Below are 20,554 nucleotides of genomic sequence, written 5' to 3'. Positions count from 1 at the left end.
ACCGGTACTAATAGGCCAATAACTTACACCACACAGAAAAACATTCTGCTTGCGTCCACTATGTGGTTCCCAACCAACAACCCTGTTGGCGGAACCTAACAATTGAATACAACACCACCCCCTGCCCGCGGGCAGGGATGTTGTAACCACAAGACTTCCCAACCCCCTGCGGGGTTCGGGTACAAGGGTTACGGCGGTCATAGCGTGGGGGAAACGCCCGGTCCCATTCCGAACCCGGAAGCTAAGACCCACAGCGCCGATGGTACTGCACCCGGGAGGGTGTGGGAGAGTAGGTCACCGCCGGAACAACTATTAATGGTCGAGGCCCCAACCACACGGTTGGGGCCTCCCACATTTAACACGAAAAACCGAAGGACCCTTAGAGGGCAGTCGCTGTCATGGCAGCATGGGGCCGCCGCCCACCCTCGTCCCTGCCGGCCCTTCGAAGAAGCCGACAAGAAAGTGCCCGTCCGGTCTTAGAACTCGGCGAAACTCGGCGAGGGCTGCGGGCAGCTCTGTTGGTTGGAGATGGATCAATGAATACCAGGCGAGCACTCCACTGAGGCTTTCGTCCTGCAGAGCAAGCGTGTGGAACGAGGAAGTCCGAAAGGGAACAGCGGGGAAGCGGGAGCGGGCAATCTCGATGAATTCTGGAACGAGATCAATGCCGCAAATATCGACACCGCGCTGAGACAGAAACTCTGTCCAATGCCCCGGACCACATCCTGCGTCGATCACCGGTCCGTCAATCCGCAGAGCCCACCTGCTAATGCAGTCGCGGTCACGCTCATCCATGTCCGCGATATCGCCTAGGAGACGGGTGTACTCGGCAGCACGCCCGGCGTAGGCCCGGCGGACCTGCGCCTCAATATCAGTCACGCAGCCAGTCTAGGGTTGGGCAGCGGCCCGGACCGGATATTCTGCCGGAATGGAATCCTGGCACGGCAACCGGTTGAGCGCCCGGCAGGCGGGGCGCGTGGAAACCTGGCTCCCGGGGGTTCGTCTGGTGAGTGATCTTTCCTGGGACCTCATCGATACCGCGGTTCTCAAGGTGGAAAGCGGGCGCCGGAAATATATCGTCAAGGCCGGCGGTCCTGCGAACCATCACATTGCGCGTGAAATTAGTGCTCACCAATCCTGGGTCCAGGTTTTGTCCTGTCAGAACCGTGCACCAAAGCTCATACACGCGGACCGCTCTGCGAACGTCCTGGTATCGGAGTATTTGGAAGGCTGCCTGGTAGAAGGCACCGAAGCCGAATATGCGGCGGAAACGTACGTGCAAGCCGGTGCCCTCCTGCGCGCTTTTCACCACCAGGCGGTGCGCAGTGACCCGGACTATGAGGCGGCCGCTACTGCCAAGGCCCTCGCGTGGCTCGGAGCACCCCACAGCATCGAGGACTCAGCCGCAGAAGAGGCGCGGGCGATACTCGCCACATATGAGCCGAGGCCAGTTGATGTCGTCCCGTCCCACGGCGACTGGCAGCCCCGCAACTGGCTCATCGACGGGAACGATGTAAGGGTCATCGACTTTGGCAGGTTTGAGTTCAGGCCGGCTGCCAGTGATTTCTGGCGTCTTGCCGTACAGCAATGGCGTACTGCTCCGCAGCTGGAGCCGGCCTTCTTTGCGGGCTACGGCTCAGATCCCAGGGAAAGTGAGCTCTGGAGGGTCATGCAGCTGCGAGAAGCCGTTTCCACGGCCGCTTGGGCATACAAGATTGGCGATCACGAGTTCGAAAGACAAGGCCACCAGATGCTCCACGAAGCTTTGCATAGATTCTGAAGGAGTCGCCTTTCCCGGATTGTTGAACAATCCGGCTTTTTAGGGCATTCTTGAAGGACACCAATCCGAGACGGAGATCACAATGCCCAGCATCGACCTGAACAGCGACGTCGGCGAGTCCTTTGGGAACTGGTCCTTCGGCGATGACGCCGCCATTTTCGAGAGTGTGTCCAGTGCCAACGTAGCCTGCGGCTTCCACGCGGGCGATCCCGTGGGCATCATGGCCACCTGCCAGGCCGCCGTGAAGGCCGGCGTCACCGTCGGCGCACACCCCGGATACCGGGACCTGGCCGGATTCGGCCGCCGCTTCGTGGACATGACCCCGGAAGAGCTGACCGCTGACGTCGTCTACCAGATCGGCGCAGTCCAGGCCGTAGCCCTCGCAGCCGGAACAGCCGTGCGCTACGTCAAGCCCCACGGCGCCCTGTACAACACCATCGTCAACCACCCCCAGCAGGCTGGCGCCGTCGTTGCCGCCATCCTGGCCGTGGACCCCACCCTGCCCCTCATGGTCCTCCCCAACTCCGAGATCCAGCGCCAGGCCGACGCCGCCGGGCTGCGGACCGTAGCCGAAGCCTTCGCCGACCGCGCCTACAACCCCGACGGCACCCTGGTGTCCCGCCGCGAGCCCGGCGCCGTGCTGCACAAGGTGGAGGACGTCGTCGAACATGTCCTGCGCCTGGCCGGGGACGGCGTGGTCCGGGCCATCGACGGCACGCTGGTCCAGGTCAAGGCCGAAAGCATCTGCCTGCACGGTGACACGCCGGGTGCCGTTGCCATGGCCGCCGCCGTCCGCGCCGCGCTGCTGGACGCCGGCATCCAGATCCAAAGTTTCGCCTAGCCATGCCCACCAAACAGCAGCAGGCACAGAAGCCGCCACACGCCGCACTGACCGGTGTCCGGGCCGCCGGAGACTGCGCCATCCTGGTGGAGCTCCCCACCCTGGACTCCGTCCTCAGTCTCCAGGCGCAACTCACCGCACACCCCCAGCCGGGGCAGGTTGACGTCATTGCCGCAGCCCGGACCGTCCTCATCACCACGGACTCGCCCCACGCGGCACGGGACCTGGCCACTCACGTGCGCAGCATCGACCTGGAAGCCCCGGCCGGCACCGAGAGCACGCTGGTCACCATCGACGTGGTGTACGACGGCGAGGACCTGGACGAGGTCGCGAAGCTCACCGGGCTGGACCGCCAGGGAGTCGTTGCCGCCCACACAGGCCAGCTCTGGACCGCCGCCTTTGCCGGCTTCGCCCCCGGCTTCGCCTACCTCACGGGCGAAGATTCCCGCCTGGAAGTGCCGCGGCGCCACTCACCGAGGACGGCTGTGCCCGCCGGTGCCGTGGCACTGGGCGGCGCGTACTCGGCGGTCTACCCCCGGCAGTCGCCCGGCGGCTGGCAGCTGATCGGCCGGACCGAAGCAGCCATGTGGGACCTGGACCGCGAAAACCCGGCCCTGATCCGGCCCGGCGACACGGTCCGCTTCAACGCGGTGCGGGCGCAGGCCACCGTGGCCGACCACGCTGTGACCGAACAGCGCGGGCCGGACGCGGCCAGCACCGCGGCAACAGACCCCGCCACCGCAGGGCTTGCCGTCCGGAAGCCGGGACTCCAGGCCACCATCCAGGACCTGGGCCGCCCGGGCTACGCCTCCCTCGGCGTCAGCAGCGCCGGCGCCATGGACCGGGCGGCCCTCCGCCGCGCCAACCGCCTGGTGGGCAACGCCGAGGACGCGGCCGGCATCGAACTCCTCTTCGGCGGCCTGGAACTCGAGGCCCTCTCGGACCAGGTCCTGGCCGTCACCGGCGCAGAGGTTCCGCTTGGGATCACGCCGCCGGAAGACGCGGCAGCAGGTACGACGGCGGCCCGGCACCCCGGGTGCGGCGCCCCCTTCGCGCTGCTGGCGGGCGAGAGGCTGACGGTGGGAAACCCCACGGCAGGGCTCCACTCCTACCTCGGCGTCCGCGGCGGGATCGGCGGCCCCGACGCGCTGGGGAGCCGGTCCACAGACACCATGTCCGGGATCGGGCCCGAACCGCTCCAGGCTGGAACCATCCTTCCCGTGCTCGCACCGAAGCCGGGCAGCATCGTGGGCCACCCCGAGTCGTCACCCCTTCCGGACCAGTCCGCGCCAACCGTGCTCCGCGTGGTGCCCGGACCCCGGCAGGACTGGTTCAGTGCCCAAACCCTGCAGGACTTCCTGGAACAGGACTGGACCGTCACGCCGCAGTCCAACCGGATCGGACTGCGCCTCAACGGCAACGCCCTCACCCGGAGCCGCGACGGTGAATTGGCCAGCGAAGGAACGGTCCGGGGCGCCATCCAGGTGCCGCCGGAAGGCCAGCCTGTCCTCTTCCTCTCCGACCACCCGGTGACGGGCGGATACCCGGTGATCGCCGTCGTCGTCCACGCGGACCTGGACAAAGCGGCCCAACTTCCCCCGGGCGCCGCCGTGCGGTTCACCGCTGCAGCACCCCCGGCAGAACTGCCCGAAACAGCTAAGGAAAGCCCCCATGCGTAAAGTCCTCATAGCCAACCGCGGCGAGATCGCCGTCCGGATCGCCCATGCCTGCGACGATGCAGGCCTGGAAAGCGTGGCCGTCTACGCCGACCCCGACGCCGACGCACTGCACGTCTCAGCAGCCACTGAGGCATACTCGCTGGCCGGATCCAGGCCCCAGGAAACCTACCTGGACATCGACAAGATCCTGGCCATTGCGGCCAAGAGCGGCGCCGACGCCGTCCACCCCGGCTACGGCTTCCTGTCCGAGAACGCAGGCTTTGCCCAGGCCGTGCTGAACGCCGGCCTGACCTGGATCGGCCCCTCCCCGGACACCATCCGCCTGCTGGGCGACAAGGTCAGCGCCCGCGAGGTGGCCGTCCGGGCCGGCGCCCCGCTGGCACCCGGCAGTGACGGGCCCGTGGACAGCGCCGCCGAGGTCCGTGCCTTCGCCGAGCAGGTGGGCCTCCCCGTGGCCATCAAGGCTGCCTTCGGCGGCGGCGGACGCGGCCTCAAAGTCGTCCGGAACCTGGCCGATATCGAGGAAAGCTTCGACTCGGCGGTCCGCGAGTCCCTTGCAGCCTTTGGCCGCAGCGAGTGCTACGTGGAGAAATTCCTGGACCGCCCCCGCCACGTGGAGGCACAGGTCATCGCGGACACGCACGGCAATGTGGTGGTGGTGGGCACACGCGACTGCTCGCTGCAGCGCCGCCACCAGAAACTCGTGGAGGAAGCCCCCGCGCCATTCCTCACGCCGGACCAGCGGGCCGCCATCCATGCCTCTGCCAAGGCCATCTGCCGGGAGGCCGGATATGTCGGCGCCGGCACCGTGGAGTACCTGCTGGACGGCTCCGGTTTCCTCAGCTTCCTGGAGGTCAACACGCGGCTGCAGGTGGAGCACCCGATCACCGAGGAGACCTCCGGCGTGGACCTGGTGGCTGCCCAGCTGGCCATCGCGGCGGGGGAGCAGCTCCCCATCCTGGAGGACCCGGAGCCGCGCGGCCACGCCTTCGAATTCCGCATCAACGCCGAGGATCCGGGCCGCGGATTCCTGCCCTCGCCCGGGACCGTGGAATCCTTCGAGGTGCCCACCGGGCCCGGGATCCGCCTGGATACGGGCGTCCGTGCCGGCTCTACGGTGCCCGGGCAGTTCGACTCGCTGCTGGCCAAGCTGGTGGTCACCGGCGCAGACCGCCAGCAGGCCCTCCGGCGTGCCCGCCGCGCCCTGCAGGAGTTCCGGATCGGCGGACTGGCCACCGTGCTGCCCTTCCACCGGGCAGTGGTCGGGGCGCCGGACTTCACCCGCGAGGACCGGCTGGACACCTACACCACCTGGATTGAGAACGAATTCGCCACCGCCCTGGACGCGGACCCGGCCTTCAGCCCGGCCGCGCCGGATGAACCCCGCCGGACCATCGGCATCGAGGTGGACGGCAAACGGATGGAGCTGGGGCTGCCCAAGGCGCTGCTGGATTCACTGCTGGACGGCGGCGGCCGACGCGGTGCAGCCAGCCGGGACGGTTCGGACGGCCCGCAGCAGAAGGCGGAGGAAGAGTCGGAGCAGAACGACGGCGACCTGCTGGCCACCATGGCCGGCACGGTGGTCAAGTGGCTGGCCCAGCCCGGAGCCTCGGTCGAGGAAGGGGAAACGGTCCTGGTGCTCGAAGCCATGAAGATGGAGACCGCCGTCGCCGCCCACCGGGCCGGCACGCTGGGTGAGCAGTTCGCAGCGGCAGGGGACCCCGTAGCGCCCGGCCAGGTGCTCACCTGCATCGGGTGATGCCGGCGACTGGATGAGCGGGTCCCGGGTGGAGGCAGGCCTTTGGTGCCGCCGCGGGCCGATATCGTGGTGCCATGACGTTTGACGAGGTGCTGGCCGATCTCCAGGCCCAGGCCAGGACCACAAAGCACTCCGAGACCGGGCTTTGGGTGGCCGCCCAGCTGCGCAGCCGCATCGCGGCCGGCAAGCTCAAGCCCGGTTCCAAGCTCGCGGAGGAAGCCCTCCGCGAGGCCCTTGGCGTGTCACGCAACACCCTGCGGGAGGCGTTCACCGCGCTCCACGCCGAGCACATCGTCACCCGCATCCCCAACCGGGGCGTCTTCGTCGCCCACCCGACGGCGGATGACATCCGCGAGATCTACCGCGTCCGCCGCTTCCTGGAACCTGCGGCGGTGCTGTGGTCCGGAGAAACGTCCATGGAGCCCCTGGCCGCGATCATCAAGGCAGCGAGGGCTGCCGCCGTAGAGGGGGACATTCCCGGCATGGCGGGCGCCAACCAGGACTTCCACCGTGCCCTCGTTGACCGTGCCGGCAGTGAGCGGCTCAACAGCCTCATGGACCAGGTCCTGGCCGAAATGCGCCTGGTGTTCCACTCCATGGCCGCCAACCCCGCATTCCATGAGCCGTACGTGGAGGACAACGCCAGGATCGTGGAGCTCATGGAAGCCGGGGACCGGGCCGCGGCAGCGGACTTCCTGTCCACCTACCTGGACCGAGCCGAAGCGCAGCTGCTCGCCGCCGTCGAACGCTGACCCAGGCCCTTCCCGGGGAGGGGTTGCAGGATTGTTGAACAAAACGGTATGCTGTGGATCACACCGTTGTTCTGCAGCTCACTACATCCTGCAGCTCTGACGTAACCGGGGCTCCCGCCCCTCGGCGCCGCCCAACCAGTCAACCGGGCACGGACGCGCCGGCCCCCACTTTCGCAGACCCGTCACGGGTCCCCTGGGAAGGGATAATCATGCTTGTACTCATCGGGGTGCTGCTGGTGATCGTTGGCTTCGCCATCCGCCTGAACCCCCTGATTGTCGTCACCGTCGCCGGCATCGTCACCGCGCTGCTGGGCGGGATGAACCCCGCACAGATCCTCGACTCGTTCGGCACCGGCTTCGCCAGCAGCCGTTCGGTCACCATCTTCGTGGCGGTGCTGCCGGTGGTGGGCATTATCGAGTACTTCGGCCTGCAGGAGCAGGCCAAGGTCCTCATCGGCCGCCTGGCCAAACTGACGGCAGGCCGCGTCCTGATCGGCTACCTTGCCGTCCGCCAGATCACCGCCGCCGTGGGCCTGAACAGCATCGGCGGCCACGCCCAGACCGTCCGCCCGCTGGTGTTCCCCATGGCCGAAGGTGCCGCGCTGCGCCGCTACGGGCACGTTCCGGAAAAGATCAGCGAGAAGATCAAGGGCCACTCCGCCGGCGCTGACAACGTGGGCGTCTTCTTCGGCGAGGACGTCTTCGTGGCCGTGGGCTCCATCCTGCTGATCACCACGTTCGTGGACACCACGTACCACCTCCACCTGGAACCGCTCCAGCTGGCCCTCTGGGCCATCCCCACCGCCATCGCCGCCTTCCTCATCCACGGCTTTCGACTCCTGCGCCTGGACAAGCAACTGGACAAGGAATACCGCGAATACGAGCTCACCGCCCAGAAGGAAACCGCAGGAGAAGCCAAATGATCAACGTTGAAGCCGTCTACTGGCTGATCGGCATTCTGTTCGTCGCCTGGGCATCGCTGATTGCCGCCGATGCCAACCACCCCCGCCGCTGGGGCAGCTCCGCCTTCTGGGGCCTGCTGGGCCTGTGCTTCTTCTACAGCACCTGGGTCCAGGCCGGCACCGCGCCCGGCTGGATCCTGGGCATCGCGGTCCTGATCCTGGTTGTCCTGGCCTCCACCGGTCTGCTGGGCCACGGCAAGCACCGCACCTCCACCGGCCCGCAGCGCGAGGCCTTCGCGAAGCGCTTCGGCAACAAGCTCTTCATCCCGGCCCTGACGCTGCCCCTGGTCACCGTCATCCTGGTCCTTGCGGCGCCCGTTCTGAACATCGGCGGCACCCCGCTGCTGGACCCCAAGAACACCACGCTGGTAGCCCTGGCCATCGGCGCCGTGGCCGCCGTCGTCGTCGCCCTCCTGATCCTCAAGCCCAAGAACCCGGCCACACCCATTTTCGAAAGCCGCCGCATCCTCGAATCCATCGGCTGGGCCGCGCTGCTGCCGCAGATGCTCACCACGCTGGGCATCCTCTTCACCAAGGCCGGCGTGGGAACCGCCGTGGGCACCCTGGCCTCCGGGCTGCTGCCCAAGGGCTCGCTGATCGCAGGCGTGCTGGTCTACTGCATCGGCATGTTCCTCTTCACCGTGCTCATGGGCAACGGCTTCGCAGCCTTCCCCATCATGACCGCCGCCATCGGCTGGCCCGTGCTGGTGCAGACCTTCCACGGCGACCCCGCCATCATCTTCGCGATCGGCATGCTCGCCGGCTTCTGCGGCACGCTCTGCACCCCCATGGCCGCCAACTTCAACCTGGTGCCGTCCGCACTGCTGGAAATGAAGAACAAGTACGGCGTCATCACGGCGCAGGTGGGCACGGCCATCCCGCTGCTGGCGGTCAACATCGCACTGATGTACTTCCTGGCCTTCCACTAAACCCCTTCGCAAAGGAGCACCATGGACAACGATCTTCGCGCACAGGCGGCACCGGATTACGCGGCCGTGGTGCTGGGCAACCTTTCCGAGCCCTTCCCGCACTCGGCCCACCACACCCAGGTGTCCGCCGACGACCGGCCCACCCCGGAGCAGATCCACCCCGCCTTCTACACCTCCTTCGACTGGCACTCCTGCGTGCACATGCACTGGCTGGGGGCCAGCCTGCTGGGCGGCACCCCCGGGTCACCTTCTGCCGGGGCTGCCCCGGCGGGAGCGTCCGACGGCGGCACGGCGGCCTGGGTGGACAGCTCCACCGAGGCGTCCCTCCGGCAAGCACTGGGCGCCAACCTGACGCCGGCGAAACTGGCCGTGGAACGGGACTACCTGGTGGCCAACTCCTCCTGGGAGCGGCCCTATGGGTGGGCGTGGCTGATGCGGCTGGCCGCCACATGTTCCGCGTCCTCCGATGCGCAGCTCCGGGAATGGGGCACCGCCCTGGAGCCGCTGGTGGACGCCGTGGCGGAGCTCAGCGTGGCGTGGATGGCCAAGGCCCAGTACCCGGTGCGGCACGGGCTGCACACCAACGCCGCGTTCGGTGTCGGCTACATGCTGGATGCCTTCCGGTCGCTGGGCCGGGCTGATGCTGCCGCGGCGTGCGAGGAAGCGGCCCGCACCTGGTTCGGGAACGACCGTGGCTGGCCGGGCGACTGGGAGCTCAGCGGCCAGGACTTCCTCTCCGCCGGGCTGAGCGAGGCGGACCTGATGCGCCGTGTCCTGTCCGCCGACGAGTTCGCCGCTTGGTTCGCGGCGTTCCTCCCCGGCCTTTCCGCAGAGTCGCGGATCCTGCAGCCTGTCAGCGTCACGGACGAAACCGACGGCTACCTGGTGCACCTCCACGGGTTGAACCTGACCCGCGCCGGACAGGTGGCCCGGATCATCGCCACCCTCCGGGAATCCTCCACGTCCGTGGCGTCCGCCGCGGCGGCTGAGCTCAACGAGGCCCTGGACCCGCTGCTGAAGGCCGGCCTCCGCGGGCTGGAGAGTGGCGACTTCATGTCCACGCACTGGCTGGCCAGCTTCGCCTGGGACGCGCTGGGATCCGTGGTGGCGCTGGACTGACTATCCAGCAGGTGACGGGATGAACCAGTCACACTCGGTGTGAAGGGACGCGGCGGTGCCCATATGGGCGCCGCCGCGTTAGTCTTTTCCCACCACGCCCAGTGCGTGACCTGGGAGCAGCGGGCAGGGTCGTAATGAGCTGACCGTCCGCCCGCGAGCCCAGAGGAATTTCATGCGCCAGCACGCCAGCACCTGCACGCCAGACCCTGCAACGGCAGGGCAAACCGCCCTCAAGCCCAGGAGGAAGCGGACCAGGCATCCCCGGATCGCCGTGGGGGACAGGGTCCGCTTCGCCGAGGGAACCGTCTCCGGCACCGGGGTGGTGGATGCCGTGACCTCCGACTACTCCGTTATCTGGGTATGGACGGACGAAGGCCAGGGCCGGCGGATGTTCCTGCAGGGGTACGGAAGCATCGTCACCGCAGTGGAGGCCTAATTCAGCTGTTCGGAGCGCGCGGCGCGCCGCGCGTCCGCTTGGAGGATGCCGTCCCGGACCCCCGCGCGGATCACTCCGTACAGGATGTAGAAGAAGACGGCTCCCACGAGGACAAACAGGACCAGCCCGGTAAAGTCACCCAATGTTTTCCTCCTCCTGCCAGTACGGCTGAACGGAGGCCGCTGCCTGACGCAGGGCCCCGCCGTCGAGCATCAATGACGTTTCCGCCAGGCCGAAGTCGGTCCATTGGCAAACCAGCCGGAGATCCCCGGCTGGGGGCAGCGGCCACAGCCAAAGGGTGCCGCTGCCGGAGAACTCCTCATCGCCCCCGCCGCCACCGCCGCCGTTCAGGGCGAGGACCGGAGGCTCCGGGTTGGTGCCCGGTTCCATCAGCCCGTAGGGAATTTGGCTGCCGGTGCTCGCTTTTGAACCGTCAGGAAATTCGACGCCGAACATCAGCCCGGTCTGCCGCTCGCTGCGCCCGCGAAAGCCCCTGCCGGGCTGGAAGAACAGCGGCTGCAAATCGTCCCAGTCCCTATCGGATTGATCGGTCCGGCGGAAGAGCCAGGACAGACTGAACAGGCACCCGGTAGAGAAGACTTCGGCGCCTTTGACCGCCACCACCATTCCCGGTGTCCGGCTCACGAACCTGCCCAGATGGACAACGGCAGGCAGTTCGTAGGCGGGTGCAGCCACCCAAGGGGGCGGGACTTGCCTGGTTGACCGCGGCCGGGGCGGCAGGGGAGGGACGGGAAAGTCCTGGAAGAAGGTCATGATGGTCCTTGGGTCTGCTGGCGGCGACCGACCAGCGGAACAAGCGGCTGCGCCGCCCTGGATCCCCCAATCCGTCCTTGCCCGGCCAGTCTAGCGGGATGCCTCAGGGCCGGGTGGCCTCCTCGAGGATTTCCAGCAGGTGGCGGTAGGAGTGGCCGGTCGCCTTGGACATCCCCAGCTCGCAGGTGCGGTTGGTGGAGGCATAGGCATCGAACTCCCGCTCGTTGATCTCGCCGGCCTGCCGGTTGGTGGCGGAGTCGGTGAGTTCAGGGTGGAGCAGGCCCCGGTCGCCGGCGAACGCGCAGCACCCCCAGTTGACCGGCACGAACACGTCATCCGTGACGGCCCCGGCGATGTCGAGCAGCGCGGGGTTGGTTCCCAGCTGGGTGGATGAGCACGTGGGGTGCAGGGCCATGGAACTCAGGGGAGCGGTTACCGTGAGCTGGCCCAGGACGTGCTGGTGGACGAACTGCACCGAGTCAACGAAGCGCAGTCCGGCATACCGTTCCCCGTCCGCGCCGGCAAGACGCTTCATGGTCTCCAGGCCTTCCGTGCAGGAAGCGGCATCGCACACCACGGGCAGCCTGCCGCGGCCGCTGGCCTCGTACAGCTGGTCCAGGACCTTGGCGGTCATGGCGTCGTAGCCCTGGGAGAAGCCCTTGGATTTCCACGGGGTGCCGCAGCACAGGCTCTCGATGCCTTCGGGGACGGTTATGCCCACTCCGGCACGTTCGCAGAGGTCCAGGAATGCCTGGGCCGAGCCCTTTCCCTTGCCTTCCGGGCCCTCCGCGGGGCCGAACATGGTGCCGATGCAGGCCGGGAAGAACACCGCCACGCTGCCGGGGTCCCGGCGTTCCCGGCGCCTGGAACCGCCGCCTGGCAGCACGTCGGCGTAGGCGGGCACCGCCTCCGGTCCCAGCAGCGCACGGCCGACGGCGGTGGCGGCCTTTGGCAGCGGCGCCGGCATGGCCTTGGCTACAGTCAGGGCCAGGCCGCCGCCGGCGGTCACGGCGCCCCAGTTTTCGGCGGCCTTGTTCCAGCCTGCCGCGGCGACGGTGTTGGCATTTTCCTTGCGCAGCCGCCGGACCAGGTCCCCGGTGTTGATCAGCACCGGGCAGGCGGTGACGCACATGCCGTCCGCAGCGCAGGTCTGCACGCCGTCGTAGTCATAGTCCTTGCGCAGTCTGGCGGCGAGGGCGTGGTCGCCGCGTTGCTCAGCGGCAGCAATGTCGCGCCGAAGCACGATGCGTTGACGCGGAGTAAGCGTGATGTCCTTGCTGGGGCACACCGGTTCGCAGTACCCGCACTCGACGCACCGGTCCACTTCCTGCTCGACGGTGGGAGCCACCTTGAGGTTTTCGATGTAGGAGAGGGGTTCGTCGGCGAGCAGCACGCCCGGGTTCAGGAGGTTGGCCGGGTCGATCAGCCGCTTGATTTCCTGCATAACCCCATAGAGCTCGTCGCCGTACTGGCGGCGGACGAAAGGCGCCATGATCCGGCCCGTCCCATGCTCGGCCTTGAGTGAACCGCCCGCGCCGAGGACCAGGTCCACCATCTCGTCGGTGAAGGCCTGGTAGCGCAGCAGTTGGTCCGGATCGTCGAAGCGCTCGTTGAGCATGAAGTGGACGTTTCCGTCTTTGGCGTGCCCGAAGATCACCGATTCCTTGTAATGGTGCTCGTGGAAGAGCCGTGTCAGTTCGCCGCAGGTGCCGGCAAGGGCGGGAACCGGGACAACGATGTCCTCCAGCAGTGCGTTGGTTCCGGAGGGGCGGGCGCCTGCCACGGCCGTGTACAGGCCCTTGCGGACGTGCCACAGGGCAGCCCGGTCTTTCGGGTCCGAGGTCAGCGCGAAGGGTGTTGCAAGGTCCAGCGAGTCGAACAGCTGCTGCGAGCCTGCCCGCTTGCCGGACAGTTCGGCGGCGTCCGAGCCCTGGTGTTCCACCAGCAGCGCGGCGTGTCCTTGGACCGGCAGGGTACGGATCGCGGCGGGGGCGTCGGCGGCGGCCTGGGCCACCTTCAACGCTGCCGCGTCCATGAGTTCGATGGTGGCAAGGCCGGTGGACACCAGGTCCGGCAGGGCTCCCATTGCCGCGTCGAGGGTGTTGAAGACCAGCAGCCCGGTGGCGGCGGCGGGTTTGACCTCGACGGTCCGGAAGACAGCCTCCGCCACGAAGCCCAGGGTTCCCTCGCTGCCGATCATCAGGTGCATCAGGATGTCCACGGGGCGTTCGTAATCCAGGAAGGAGTTCACGCCGTAGCCCATGGTGTTCTTCATCGAGAACAGTGAACGGATGATGCGGACGGACTGGTCGTTTCCCACCACCCGCCGGCGCAGCTTCAGGAGCCCCTCGTGGAGTTCCGGTTCCAGCTCGCGCAGCCGCCGGTCTGCGTCGGCGTCGGCGGTGTCGATGACCGTGCCCGAGGGCAGCACCAGCACCATTGATTCCAGCGTCCGGTAGGTGTTGAGCTCAGTGCCGCACGCCATTCCTGAGGAGTTGTTGGCGATGACACCGCCCACGGTGCAGGCGATTTCGCTGGCGGGATCCGGGCCGAGCTTGCGTCCAAAGGGGGCAAGCCTGGCGTTGACGCTGCGCACCGTGGCGCCGGGCTGGACACGGACCCGGGCGCCGCCGTCGAGCACCTCAACACCGCGGAAATGCTGGCGGGTGTTGATCAGCAGGCTGTCACTCAGGGCCTGACCGGACAGGCTCGTGCCACCGGAACGAAAGGTGGCGGGAAGCCCAAGCTCCCGGCTGCGCCGGAGCAGGGCGCCAACGTCGGCGGCATTGCGTGGGGTGGCCACCCCTTGCGGGACCAGGAGGTAGTGCGAGGCGTCATGTGCCATGGCATGGCGGTCCAGGTCCCGCGTGCTGACGGTATCCGGATCCAGCAGGTGGACGGGGGATTCGGCTCCTGCGGCTGTGGTTCTCATGCGTGGCTCCAAGAAATCAGGTAATGGGGTGGGGCGGGGTGGCGTCCCCGGCCCGCTGGTAGAACCATTCGATGTGTTCGCGCAGCAGGCGTGCGGCGAGTTCGCCGTCACGGGACTGGACGGCATCAAAGATTCCGTGGTGTTGGGTGCGCAGGGCTGCCAGGACCGCCGGCCAGTCCTCCATCGCGTCCATGGCTCCCTTGACGTAGCCCACGATCGAACCGCTGAGGGACTCCATGATGGTGGCCATGACTTCGTTGCCTGCAAGCGAACTCAGCGCCACATGGAACCTGGCGTCCAGCTCGTGGAAGGTTGCCCGGTCCAGCTCGGGCTGGTCCATGGCCTCCAGCAGTTGGGCTGCTTGTTTCCGCTCCGCGTCGCCGCCTTCGCGCGCCGCACCGGCGCGGGCAGTCCACGTCTCCAGGAGGATACGGGTTTGGACGATGTCCTGGACCGGCAGCCGGTTGCTGGCTACATGCAGCCGGAGGGCGGAGGAGAGGCCGGCCGACGGATCGGAGACCACAATGGCGCCGGAGGTGGGACCGGAACCCACCGAGCTGCGGACCACGCCCATGGCGTCGAGGATGCGGATGGCCTCGCGGACGGACGCCCTGGATATTCCATAGTTTTCCGCCAGGGTCCGTTCGCCCGGGAGCCGGTCTCCGACCTTGATTGTGCCGGCCCGCAGGTCCGCTTCAATGTCTTTCAGGAGCGCATCGTGGGTTCGACGTCGGGGGGCTGCTCCGGCTGCGGCGGGTGTCACGGGCGATCCTCTGGAGTGGGGGAGTGCGGGCCGGGAGGGCCCGCACCCCGGTTGTGCGCGGGTGGAGGGCTACGGGAGCATCCAGCCCAGGACTGGGGTGGATTGCAGGTAGACGATGGTGCACAGCACCAGAAGCAACCCCACGCTCCATCCGACTACCTTACGCAGTAGGACCGACTCCTGGCCGTCAAGGTTCACGGCGGTGGCGGCAATGGCGAGGTTCTGCGGGCTGATGAGCTTGCCCACCACACCGCCCGCCGTATTGCCGGCCACGAGCAGGTTCGGGTCGATGCCTGCATTCAGGCCGGCGGTCTGCTGCAGCTTGGCAAACAGTGCGTTCGCGGAGGTGTCCGAACCTGTCACGGCCGTGCCCAGCCAGCCGAGCACCGGGGAGAGGAACGCGAAGAAGCTTCCGGTGCCGGCCAGCCAGACGCCGATCGAGACCGTCTGGCCCGAGTTGTTCATGACGTAGGCGAGGGCGAGCACCGTGATGATGGTCAGGCCGGCCCAGCGCATCTTGAAGATGGTCCGTCCGATTTCGGCCACGGCGTTGCCAACTGTCATGTGGAAGCGGCCGCCCTCATCGAAGCGGGCGTAGACGGCCGCGACGATCAACCCCGTGATCAGCAGGAGCGTGCCCGGGCTGGACAGCCACTGGAAGACGTAGACGGTGGAGGACAGCGGCTTGCCGTCGGCGCCCACCAGGGCGTCGTGCAGGATAGGCCATGGAACCTTGACATCGGTGGCGGCGAGGGCGGCCGGAAGGTCGACGCCGAGCTTCCACAGTTTGGCGATGCCGAACACCACAATGACCAGGAAGTAGGGAAAGAGTGCCAGCCACGTGCGTGCCGGGGTGAGGCTTTCGCCGTCGGCCGCCTCTACGGTGGCCACGCTGCCGGACCGTGCGCTTCGCGGACCCTGGCTTGCCGGCGTGGTGCCGGCCGCAGCAGCCTCCGCGGCGACGCCCAGCCGGTCACGCGCTGCTGTGGTGCCCCGGGGCTTCCAGAAGCGGAAGAACAGCACAGCCGCGCCCAGGCCCACCAGCGAAGCCATGATGTCGGTGAGTTCGTAGGAGAAGAAGTTCGAGCAGAGGAACTGCGCTGCGGCGAAGGAGAATCCGATGACCAGCGCGGCAGGCCAGCAGTCCTTCAAACCCTTGCGTCCGTCCAGGATGAAGAGCAGGATCAGCGGGACGAAGGTTGCCAGCAACGGCGCCTGGCGGCCCACCATGGCACCAATGTCCGTGGCGTGCAGGCCCGTGAGTCCCGCAGCGGTGGTGATCGGGATGGCCATGGCACCAAAGGCGACCGGGGCGGTGTTTGCCACCAGCACGGCAGCAGCGGCCCGGAGCGGAGGCAGGCCCAGGGCCAGCAGCATGGTGGCGGTGATGGCCACCGGCGCACCAAAGCCGGCAAGGGCCTCGAGCAGGCCGCCGAAGCAGAAAGCGATCAGGACGCCCTGCAGGCGGACGTCGCCCCCGCCGATGACATCGAACACCCGGCGGAGGTCTTCAAATCGGCCGCTAAGTACCGTGACCTGGTAGAGCCAGACGGCCATGACCACGATCCACAGCACGGGGAAGGCGCCGAAGACCCCGCCCTGGGTGGCGGACAGAAGCGCCAGTCCGGCGGGCATCTTGAACGCCAGGATGCCTACCGCCAGGGCCACCAGCAGGGCGAAGGCCCCGGCCACGTGGGCTTTGGTCCTGACGACGGCGAGAAGGACAAAGAAGGTCAGCAGCGGCAGCAGGCCGACGATGGCCGACCAGGCAACGCTGTTCAGCACCGGGTCTGTGCTGGGGGTGAAGTGGTCCACGAAGTTCCTCCACGATGAGGGCGATGGGGATGGCTTTGGTCAGACCACAATGGTCCGACCACGGAAGTGTAGCCCACTTTCGGCCAAGGTGTGAGCCGGTTCACCCTCCGCCGGCGGGGTTGTCAGTGGCCGCCATCACGTGGTCTACTGTGGTCAGACCATACCCTCACCCTTCCGGAAGGCCGTCATGAGAATTGCCTTGTTCGCCACCTGCATCGTGGACGCGATGTACCCGGCCACGGCGAAGGCCACAGTCAGGATCCTGGAGCGGCTGGGACACGAAGTGGTGTTCCCCTCCGGCCAGGCCTGCTGCGGCCAGATGCACGTCAACAGTGGCTACCTCAAAGAAGCTGTCCCGGTGGTCGCCAACCACGTGGCCGCATTCGATACCTCGGATTACGACGTCGCCGTCGCCCCGTCCGGGTCCTGCGTGGCCTCGGTCAAGCACCAGCACCCCATGGTGGCGCGCGCCTGCGGCGATGCTGCCCTGGAAGCCCGCGCCACCGCCGTCGGCACCAAAACCTACGAGCTGTCCGAACTGCTGGTGGACGTGCTGGGCGTGACCGACGCCGGGGCGCAGCTGGGTTCCTACTTCCCGCACCGCGTGACCTACCATCCCAGCTGCCACGGGATGCGGCTGCTGCGGCTCGGGGACAGGCAGTCCCGCCTGCTGCGGACCGTGCAGGGAATCGACCTTGCCGAGCTGCCCGAACAGGACCAGTGCTGCGGCTTCGGCGGGACGTTTTCCATGAAGAACGCCGATGTTTCGTCGGCCATGCTCCAGGACAAGGCGGCCAACATCGAGTCCACCGGGGCCGAGCTCTGCACCGGCGGGGACGCCTCCTGCCTGATGCACATCGGCGGCGGACTGTCCCGCCAGGGCAGCTCCACCACCACCCTCCACCTGGCCGAAATCCTCGCCAGCACCTTGGAAGAACCGGCGTCCGTCACCGGCGAAGTCCGCGTCTCCACCGGAAAGGCCCTGCGATGACCACCTTCCTGGGAATGCCCGCCCTGCCGGCCTTCGGCTCGGGCAACCTGTTCGCCGGGGAGTCCTTCCCCACGGCGGCGCACCGTGAACTGGGCAACGCTCAGTTGCGCGCCAACCTTGGCCATGCCACCCACACCATCCGCGACAAGCGCCAGGCCGTGGTCTCCGAACTGCCTGACTGGGAACAGCTGCGTGATGCGGGGTCCGCTATCAAGCAGGCGGTGATGGCCAGGCTGCCCGAGCTCCTGGAGGAGTTTGAAAGGAACTTCACCGCACGCGGCGGTGTGATCCACTGGGCCCGCGACGCCGGGGAAGCCAACGAAATCGTGGCCGGACTGGTCCGGGACACCGGCGAAACCGAAGTGGTCAAGATCAAGTCCATGGCCACCCAGGAAATCGGGCTCAACGAGTACCTCGAGGAGCAGGGCATCGGGGCCTTCGAAACCGACCTCGCCGAGCTCATCGTGCAGCTGGACCACGACAAGCCCAGCCACATCCTGGTTCCCGCCATCCACAAGAACCGCACCGAAATCCGGGACATCTTCCTCCGTGAAATGCCCGGTGCCGATCCTGCGCTGACCGACGATCCCTCCGTCCTGGCCATGGCTGCCCGCGAGCACCTGCGCCGGAAGTTCCTCACGGCGAAGGTGGCCGTGTCCGGGGCCAACTTTGCCCTTGCCGATTCCGGCACCCTGGCAGTCGTGGAATCCGAAGGCAACGGCCGCATGTGCCTCACGCTTCCGGAAACGCTGATCACGGTGATGGGCATCGAGAAGCTGCTGCCCACCTGGCAGGACCTGGAAGTGTTCATGCAGCTGCTCCCGCGTTCTTCCACCGGGGAACGGATGAACCCGTACACCTCCCTGTGGACCGGAGTGACGGAGGGCGACGGGCCGCAGAACGTGCACCTGGTGCTCCTGGACAACGGCCGCAGCGCCGCGCTCGCCGACGAAATGGGCCGCTCCGCCCTGCACTGCATCCGCTGCAGCGCCTGCATGAACGTCTGCCCGGTGTACGAGCGCACGGGCGGCCACGCCTACGGCTCCACCTACCCGGGCCCCATCGGCGCGATTCTTTCCCCGCTGCTCACCGGCATCCAAGCGGAGGAAAACAACTCCCTGCCGTACGCCTCCTCCCTGTGCGGTGCCTGCTACGACGCCTGCCCCGTCAAGATCAACATCCCGGACATCCTGGTGCACCTGCGCAGCGTGGATGTGGACAGCAAACGCGGGAAGAAGAAGGTCCCCAGCCAGATGGACGTGGGCATGAAAGCCGCATCCTGGGCTTTGTCCTCCGGCAAACGCCTGGGCCTGGTGGAGAAGGGGCTGCCGCTGGGCCGCCTGGCCGCGGGGCCGGACAGGAAGATCACCAAGCTGCCCGGCATCGCCGCCGGCTGGACCCAAAGCCGCGACATCCCGGCGCCTCCGGCACAGTCATTCCGGGACTGGTGGGCCAAGGAACACCGGAACGCCGGCGACGCTCCCGGCGCACCGGAAGCCGGTCCGTCCCGCACGCCGTCCCCAGACACAAAGGAAACCCCGCAATGACCGCACGCGAAGACATCCTCTCCAGGATCAGGGCCGCATTGCAGGACAGCCCGCAGGCGCCGCAGATTCCGCGGGACTACCGGGCAGCATCGGAACTCGACACGGACGCACTCATCGAGCTCCTGGTGGACCGGCTGGTGGACTACAAGGCGCAGGTGGCGGTGGTTCCGGAAACGGAGGTGCCCGCACGGATTGCCTCGCTCCTTGACGGGGCGAACAGCTTCGTCGTGCCCGAAGGGTTCGACGCCGGGTGGCTGGCAGCGACCGGCAGCGGGTCCGGCCGCCGCGTCGACTCTCCGGCGGCACCGCTCAGCGTCGCCGAGCTCGATGGCATCGACGCCGTGGTGACCGGCAGCGCCGTGGCCGTCGCCGAAACGGGAACCATCATCCTGGACGGCAGCGCCAACCAGGGCCGCCGCGCCATCAGCCTGGTCCCGGACCACCATATCTGCGTGGTGAAGGCCGCCGATATTACCGGGATCCTGCCCGAGGCGCTGGGCCGGATCGACGGGACCCGGCCCATCACGATGATCAGCGGACCGAGTGCCACCAGCGACATCGAGCTTGAACGCGTGGAAGGCGTCCATGGCCCGCGCAGGCTGGACGTCATCATTGCCCGCTAGAGTCATCCCATGACCACTGCTGCTCTACGGCCTGTCTACTTCCTGTCGGACAGCACCGGCATCACCGCGGAAACCCTGGGGAATACGCTGCTGACGCAGTTCCCCGTGGACAACTTCGACCGCGTCACCATCCCCTTCATCACCACGGCTGAACAGGCCCGGTCCGTAGTGCGGACCATTGACGGCCTGGCTGCCACCGGGCCGCAGCCGCTGGTCTTTTCCACCGCCGTCAGCAGCGAGATACGGCAGATCCTGGCCGGCTGCAAGGGCGTCATCGTGGACCTGATCGGTACGCATGTAGGGGTCCTGGAACAGGCGCTGGGGGCACCGGCCAGCGGCGAACCGGGCCGGGCGCACGGGCTGGGGAACGCCGCGCGCTACCAGTCCCGGATGGCGGCGGTGGAGTACGCGATGGAGCACGACGACGGGCAGAGCCTGCGTGCGCTGGAGAAGGCCCAGGTGATCCTGGTGGCCCCGTCCCGGTGCGGCAAGACGCCCACCACCATGTACCTGGCGCTGCAGCACGGGATCTTCGCCGCAAACTTTCCACTGGTGGACGAAGACTTCCAGCACGACGGGCTGCCCAAGCCGTTGCGGCCTTTCGTGTCGAAGTGTTTCGGCCTGTCCTCCAACCCGTTGCGGCTTAGCCAGATCCGGACCGAACGGCGGCCAAGCTCCCCGTATGCGTCGCTGCGGCAGTGCGGTTTTGAGCTGCGCAGCGCCGAGCAGCTGTACGTCTCGCACCGCATTCCATACCTGAATTCGGCCACCGTCTCCGTGGAGGAGATGGCGGCCACCATCCTGCAACGGATGAACCTCAAGCACTAGCCCGGAATTTCACAAACGTGGCGT

At 67.4% G+C, this 20,554-nt stretch carries 19 protein-coding genes and 1 rRNA gene; 14 read left to right on the top strand and 6 right to left on the bottom strand.

All coding sequences use genetic code 11. The features are described 5' to 3' along the window. Nucleotides 1–189 precede the first annotated feature (189 nt). Nucleotides 190–306 (top strand): 5S ribosomal RNA (rrf, locus tag PUN51_RS15620). Nucleotides 307–396: 90 nt separating this feature from the next. On the opposite strand, the gene PUN51_RS15615 is transcribed toward rrf, so the two are convergent. Then, nucleotides 397–879: a class I SAM-dependent methyltransferase gene (locus tag PUN51_RS15615; protein WP_275181639.1), complete on the bottom strand. Its 483-nt coding sequence runs from the start codon at nucleotides 877–879 to the stop codon at nucleotides 397–399. 49 nt (nucleotides 880–928) lie between these two features. Here PUN51_RS15615 and PUN51_RS15610 point away from each other — a divergent pair, with 49 nt between their 5' ends. The 9 genes from PUN51_RS15610 (at nucleotide 929) to PUN51_RS15570 (ending at nucleotide 10,257) form a co-directional block, all read left to right on the top strand. Continuing rightward, nucleotides 929–1,780 (top strand): phosphotransferase, encoded by an 852-nt coding sequence (locus PUN51_RS15610; RefSeq protein WP_275181638.1) that lies wholly within the window; start codon nucleotides 929–931, stop codon nucleotides 1,778–1,780. Nucleotides 1,781–1,862: 82 nt separating this feature from the next. Next, nucleotides 1,863–2,621, top strand: coding sequence for a LamB/YcsF family protein (locus PUN51_RS15605; protein WP_159632750.1), 759 nt, complete (start codon nucleotides 1,863–1,865; stop codon nucleotides 2,619–2,621). Between the two features lie 2 nt (nucleotides 2,622–2,623). Next, nucleotides 2,624–4,300 carry a 5-oxoprolinase/urea amidolyase family protein gene (locus PUN51_RS15600; protein ID WP_275181636.1) on the top strand — a complete coding sequence of 559 codons (1,677 nt, stop codon included), beginning with the start codon at nucleotides 2,624–2,626 and terminating at the stop codon, nucleotides 4,298–4,300. After that, on the top strand, nucleotides 4,293–6,059 hold the full coding sequence (locus PUN51_RS15595; RefSeq protein ID WP_275181634.1) for an acetyl/propionyl/methylcrotonyl-CoA carboxylase subunit alpha: 1,767 nt from the start codon (nucleotides 4,293–4,295) through the stop codon (nucleotides 6,057–6,059). Before PUN51_RS15600 ends, PUN51_RS15595 begins: the two co-directional genes overlap by 8 nt. 74 nt (nucleotides 6,060–6,133) lie before the next feature. After that, nucleotides 6,134–6,811 (top strand): GntR family transcriptional regulator, encoded by a 678-nt coding sequence (locus PUN51_RS15590; RefSeq protein WP_275181633.1) that lies wholly within the window; start codon nucleotides 6,134–6,136, stop codon nucleotides 6,809–6,811. Between the two features lie 209 nt (nucleotides 6,812–7,020). Next, the gene (locus PUN51_RS15585; protein WP_159632746.1) at nucleotides 7,021–7,734 is read left to right on the top strand and encodes a DUF969 domain-containing protein; all 714 of its coding nucleotides are present in this window, start codon (nucleotides 7,021–7,023) and stop codon (nucleotides 7,732–7,734) included. Further along, a complete protein-coding gene (locus PUN51_RS15580) occupies nucleotides 7,731–8,702 on the top strand; it encodes a DUF979 domain-containing protein (protein WP_224025240.1) in 972 nt (323 codons plus the stop codon). Before PUN51_RS15585 ends, PUN51_RS15580 begins: the two co-directional genes overlap by 4 nt. Before the next feature lie 21 nt (nucleotides 8,703–8,723). Continuing rightward, nucleotides 8,724–9,821 (top strand): DUF2891 family protein, encoded by a 1,098-nt coding sequence (locus PUN51_RS15575; protein ID WP_275181631.1) that lies wholly within the window; start codon nucleotides 8,724–8,726, stop codon nucleotides 9,819–9,821. A 172-nt stretch (nucleotides 9,822–9,993) separates the two neighbouring features. Continuing rightward, nucleotides 9,994–10,257, top strand: a complete 264-nt coding sequence (locus PUN51_RS15570) for a hypothetical protein (protein WP_224025242.1) — start codon at nucleotides 9,994–9,996, stop codon at nucleotides 10,255–10,257. Here the strand turns inward: PUN51_RS15570 and PUN51_RS15565 are convergent. The 5 genes from PUN51_RS15565 to PUN51_RS15545 all read right to left on the bottom strand — a co-directional run bounded on the left by PUN51_RS15565 (nucleotide 10,254) and on the right by PUN51_RS15545 (nucleotide 16,541). Further along, nucleotides 10,254–10,400 carry a hypothetical protein gene (locus PUN51_RS15565; RefSeq protein ID WP_224025243.1) on the bottom strand — a complete coding sequence of 49 codons (147 nt, stop codon included), beginning with the start codon at nucleotides 10,398–10,400 and terminating at the stop codon, nucleotides 10,254–10,256. The two genes, PUN51_RS15570 and PUN51_RS15565, sit on opposite strands and share 4 nt — an antisense overlap. Beyond that, nucleotides 10,393–10,902 (bottom strand): hypothetical protein, encoded by a 510-nt coding sequence (locus PUN51_RS15560; RefSeq protein ID WP_275181629.1) that lies wholly within the window; start codon nucleotides 10,900–10,902, stop codon nucleotides 10,393–10,395. The genes PUN51_RS15565 and PUN51_RS15560 overlap by 8 nt, the downstream gene beginning before the upstream one ends. 232 nt (nucleotides 10,903–11,134) lie before the next feature. Beyond that, nucleotides 11,135–13,963 (bottom strand): FAD-binding and (Fe-S)-binding domain-containing protein, encoded by a 2,829-nt coding sequence (locus PUN51_RS15555; protein WP_275181627.1) that lies wholly within the window; start codon nucleotides 13,961–13,963, stop codon nucleotides 11,135–11,137. Between the two features lie 16 nt (nucleotides 13,964–13,979). After that, complete coding sequence (locus PUN51_RS15550; protein ID WP_141157912.1) at nucleotides 13,980–14,726, bottom strand: FadR/GntR family transcriptional regulator; 747 nt, start codon at nucleotides 14,724–14,726, stop codon at nucleotides 13,980–13,982. A 69-nt stretch (nucleotides 14,727–14,795) separates the two neighbouring features. Further along, nucleotides 14,796–16,541, bottom strand: coding sequence for an L-lactate permease (locus PUN51_RS15545; RefSeq protein ID WP_275181625.1), 1,746 nt, complete (start codon nucleotides 16,539–16,541; stop codon nucleotides 14,796–14,798). Nucleotides 16,542–16,728: 187 nt separating this feature from the next. Between PUN51_RS15545 and PUN51_RS15540 the strand changes: the two genes are divergently transcribed. Genes PUN51_RS15540 through PUN51_RS15525 form a run of 4 tightly spaced genes read left to right on the top strand, consistent with a single transcriptional unit; the run spans nucleotide 16,729 to nucleotide 20,530 of the window. After that, entirely contained in the window at nucleotides 16,729–17,532 is an 804-nt protein-coding gene (locus PUN51_RS15540) for a (Fe-S)-binding protein (RefSeq protein ID WP_275181624.1), read from the top strand. After that, nucleotides 17,529–19,079 carry a LutB/LldF family L-lactate oxidation iron-sulfur protein gene (locus tag PUN51_RS15535; protein ID WP_275181622.1) on the top strand — a complete coding sequence of 517 codons (1,551 nt, stop codon included), beginning with the start codon at nucleotides 17,529–17,531 and terminating at the stop codon, nucleotides 19,077–19,079. The genes PUN51_RS15540 and PUN51_RS15535 overlap by 4 nt, the downstream gene beginning before the upstream one ends. Continuing rightward, nucleotides 19,076–19,702 carry a LutC/YkgG family protein gene (locus PUN51_RS15530; protein ID WP_275181620.1) on the top strand — a complete coding sequence of 209 codons (627 nt, stop codon included), beginning with the start codon at nucleotides 19,076–19,078 and terminating at the stop codon, nucleotides 19,700–19,702. Before PUN51_RS15535 ends, PUN51_RS15530 begins: the two co-directional genes overlap by 4 nt. Nucleotides 19,703–19,711: 9 nt before the next feature. Beyond that, nucleotides 19,712–20,530, top strand: coding sequence for a pyruvate, water dikinase regulatory protein (locus tag PUN51_RS15525; protein ID WP_141157907.1), 819 nt, complete (start codon nucleotides 19,712–19,714; stop codon nucleotides 20,528–20,530). Nucleotides 20,531–20,554: the final 24 nt, after the last annotated feature.

Origin of the sequence: Arthrobacter sp. NQ4 (assembly GCF_029077345.1) — a bacterium.
GTDB lineage: Bacteria > Actinomycetota > Actinomycetes > Actinomycetales > Micrococcaceae > Arthrobacter.
Note: the sequence above shows the minus strand (reverse complement) of the source record. Positions and strands in the feature narration are given on the sequence as shown.